Annotated in this window: 3 protein-coding genes and 1 pseudogene; all 4 read left to right on the top strand. The window is 70.0% G+C overall.

What is annotated here, in order from left to right; genetic code table 11:
- Positions 1 to 1,172 (top strand): alpha/beta fold hydrolase (locus tag G3N99_RS36430; protein WP_241012033.1); only part of this gene is annotated, 1,172 nt, incomplete at its 5' end.
- Entirely contained in the window at positions 1,169 to 1,963 is a 795-nt protein-coding gene (locus tag G3N99_RS36425) for a 2,3-dihydro-2,3-dihydroxybenzoate dehydrogenase (protein WP_206124781.1), read from the top strand. The genes G3N99_RS36430 and G3N99_RS36425, both read left to right, overlap by 4 nt.
- 28 nt (positions 1,964 to 1,991) lie before the next feature.
- Positions 1,992 to 3,086 carry a 3-deoxy-7-phosphoheptulonate synthase gene (locus G3N99_RS36420; protein WP_174933896.1) on the top strand — a complete coding sequence of 365 codons (1,095 nt, stop codon included), beginning with the start codon at positions 1,992 to 1,994 and terminating at the stop codon, positions 3,084 to 3,086.
- 61 nt (positions 3,087 to 3,147) lie between these two features.
- A pseudogene (locus tag G3N99_RS36415) lies at positions 3,148 to 3,569 on the top strand (MFS transporter); the annotation flags it as partial.

Raw genomic sequence — 3,569 nt, 5'->3', positions numbered from 1 at the left:
CGATTCCGGACCGCTGGCACGTGCTCGAGCGGCTGCCGCGCAACGCGAACGGCAAGATCGATCGCAACGCGCTGCAGCGCGCCGATGCGCGGCGTGACGACGCGACTGACGATCCGCGCGCCGGCGCGCTGGAGCGGCAGGTGATGGCCGTGTGGCGGAACGTGCTCGGCGATGTCGCCCTGACGCCGGACGCCAATTTCTTTGACATCGGCGGCAAGTCGCTGCAGGCGATGCAGGCGAGCGCCCGACTGGCGGCGGAACTCGGGCGCGACGTGCCCGTCTCGATGCTGTTCCGGCATCCGACGATCGCGATGCTGACGGCCGCATTGCGCACACCGCTGGCGTACCGGCCGCGCACGGAGCGCAACGCGTTCGCGGCGCACCTGGCGATCCAGTCGGGCTCGGGTGCCGCGCGTCGGCTCATCTGCATTCATCCGGCCGACGGCCTCGCGTGGAGTTACCTGCGACTTGCCGCCTACCTGCCCGACGCGACGATCGACGGGTTGCAGCTTTCGGTCGACGACACGCGCGATGCCGCCGATTTCGACGCACTCGTGCGGACCTATGTGCGGCGCGTACGGGCCTTGCAGCCCGACGGGCCGTATCACCTGCTGGGCTGGTCGCTCGGCGGCGCGCTGGCTTATGGCGTTGCGGCGGCGCTGGCGCGCGACGGCGACGCGGTCGGCACGCTTGCGCTGATGGACAGCTATCCGTCGTCGGCATGGACGGCGCAGCCGATGCCGGCCTGCGCAGACGCGCTGCGGATCCTGCTGACGGTCAACGGCGACTTCGATACGGCCGACTTGTACGACACCGTGCTGCGACAACGCCTGCTGCGCGCGAACAGCCCGTTCGCGGCGCTCGGCGGCGCAGGTCTCGATGCGTTTGTCGCGGCGACGCTGCGGCAGATGCGCCTGTTTCGCGACGCATCGACGCCGCGCTACGACGGCGAACTGTTGCTCTTCAACGCGACCCGCAAGCGGCAGGGCATACCGACGCCCGAAAGCTGGCATGCACATCGGCCTTCGGGGACGCTGACCTGCCATGCGCTCGACTGCTCGCACGACGGCATGTCGGACCCCGAACCGATGGCGGCGATCGGCGCCGTCCTCACCGAACGGCTCGCCGCAGCGGCGGGCCCGGATCTTCAATCACGGAATTCGAATCGATGAACAGCAATCCGAACCTGACTTTCCCGGCAGGTATCGCCGTCGTGACCGGTGCGGCGCGGGGAATCGGCGCCGCGGTCGTGCGCGCGCTTGCCACGCACGGCGTGGATGTGGGTGCCTTCGACAGCGATGGCGACGCACTGGCGCGCACGATCGCCGACAGCCCGCCGACGCCCGGGCGCGTGCACGCGTTTTCGGTCGACGTCGCGGACGCGCGTGCGGTGCAGGTGGCCGTCGAACGAGTGGAATCATCGGTCGGTCCGATCGGCATGCTCGCCAACGTTGCCGGCGTGCTGCGGCTTTCGGGCGCGACGTCGCTGACGGACGATGACTGGGCGCATTGCTTCGCGGTCAATGCCGACGGCGTGTTTCATCTGTCGCGCGCGGTCGCGCCGCTGATGGTCGCGCGTCGGGCGGGCGCCATCGTGACCGTCGGATCGAATGCGGCGCTCGTGCCGCGCACGCAGATGGCGGCGTATGCGGCATCGAAGGCGGCGGCCCATCAGTTCACCCGTTGCCTCGGGCTCGAACTGGCGGGGCACGGCATTCGCTGCAACATCGTCGCGCCGGGATCGACCGACACGCCGATGCAGCGCCAGCTCTGGCATGGCCCGGAAGGCCCGGCAGGCGTCATTGCGGGGGCGCTCGACAGTTACCGGAACGGCATTCCGCTCGGCCGCATCGCGACTCCCGGCGATATCGCCGAAGCCGTGCTGTTCCTGCTGTCCGACGCGTCGCGTCACGTGACGCTGCACACGCTGTGCGTGGACGGCGGCGCGACGCTCGGCGCATGACGCGCGAACGGTTTTCGGAGCCCTGGCCATGAAACATCTCACTGCCACTACCGAACAGGGGGCGGCGGGCGCATTTGCGCAGCCCCGTCAAGACGAGCGGCTGCGCGTCGGCGCACCGCTGCCGTCACCCGAAACGCTACGCCGCGACGTGCCGGCCTCGTTCGCCGCGCGGGCGACCGTCGACACTGGGCGCGCGCAGTTGCGGGCGATCCTCGAGCGGCGCGATGCGCGCCGGATCGTCGTCGTCGGTCCATGCTCGATCCACGATCCCGACGCGGCGCTCGACTACGCGCGGCGGCTTGCCACGCTCGCGCATGCGGTGCGGGACACGTTCTGCGTCGTCATGCGCGTCTACTTCGAGAAGCCGCGCACGACGGTCGGGTGGAAAGGGCTGATCAACGATCCGGGGCTCGACGGCAGCCATCGCATCGAGGACGGCCTGCGCATCGCGCGGCAGTTGCTCGCCGACATCAATGCGATCGGGTTGCCGGCCGCGACCGAAGCGCTCGACGTGATGACGCCGCAGTATCTGGGCGACCTGGTGAGCTGGGTCGCGGTCGGCGCCCGGACGACCGAGTCGCAGATCCACCGCGAGATGGCTTCGGGTCTGCCGATGCCGGTCGGTTTCAAGAACGGGACGGACGGCCAGATCGACGTCGCGGCTCACGCGATGCTGGCCAGCATGCGGCCGCACACGTTCATCGGGATCGACGGGGCCGGCCGTCCCGCGCTGCTGCACAGCGCGGGCAATCCGCATGCGCATCTCGTGCTGCGCGGCGGCCGGCACGGACCCAACTACGACAGGGCATCGGTCGTGGCCGCGGCAGACACGTTGCGGGCCAGCCGCTTGCCCGCGAACGTGCTGATCGATTGCTCGCATGCGAACTGCGGGAAGCAGGCGATGCGGCAGCTGGCGGTGCTCGACGACGTCGTCGAGCAGATGCGCGCGGGCGACGACGCGATTCGCGGCGTGATGCTTGAAAGCTTCATCGAGACGGGCGCGCAGCCGCTCGACGGCGCGCTGCGCTACGGCTGCTCGGTGACCGATCCGTGCATCGGCTGGGACGCGACCGCGGATGCGTTGCTGCATGCGCGAAACCGGCTGCTCGCGCGAGCGGGCTGACCGTGGCCGGCACCGGCCGGCCTCCTTCACTTCTCCAACACGACTCCAACACGAACGAATCATGTCGACCCCTTCCGCTGACACCCTGAACCCGCCGGCCGATGCTGGCGCGTCTTTTTTGCCGCTGCTGCTCGCGAACTTCGCGATGGTGGCGGGAACCTATGCGTTCGTCACGATCGCGGGCCCGATGGCTCGGCGCATGCATCTCGAACCGCTGCACGTCGGCGCGATCATCGGCATCGTCGGGCTCGTGTGGATGCTGGCCGCGCCGCGCTGGGCGCGGGTCGCGGATCTGCGCGGACGACTGCCGGCCATGCGCGCGGCGATCGGCGGCTTCATCGTGAGCTCGTTGCTGCTGACGGGGTACGTCGGCTGGGCGCTGCGTGACGGCGGCGCGGCCGTGCCGGCCGTCTGGATCGGCTTCGTCGCGCTGCTCGTCACGCGTGCGGCGATGGGCGGTTGCTACGCGGGCTTGCCGGTCGA

Origin of the sequence: Burkholderia sp. Ac-20392, from assembly GCF_017104585.1 — a bacterium.
Classification (GTDB): Bacteria; Pseudomonadota; Gammaproteobacteria; order Burkholderiales; family Burkholderiaceae; genus Burkholderia; species Burkholderia lata.
The sequence above is the reverse complement of the archived record's forward strand: the minus strand, read 5'-3'. Positions and strand labels throughout refer to the sequence as shown.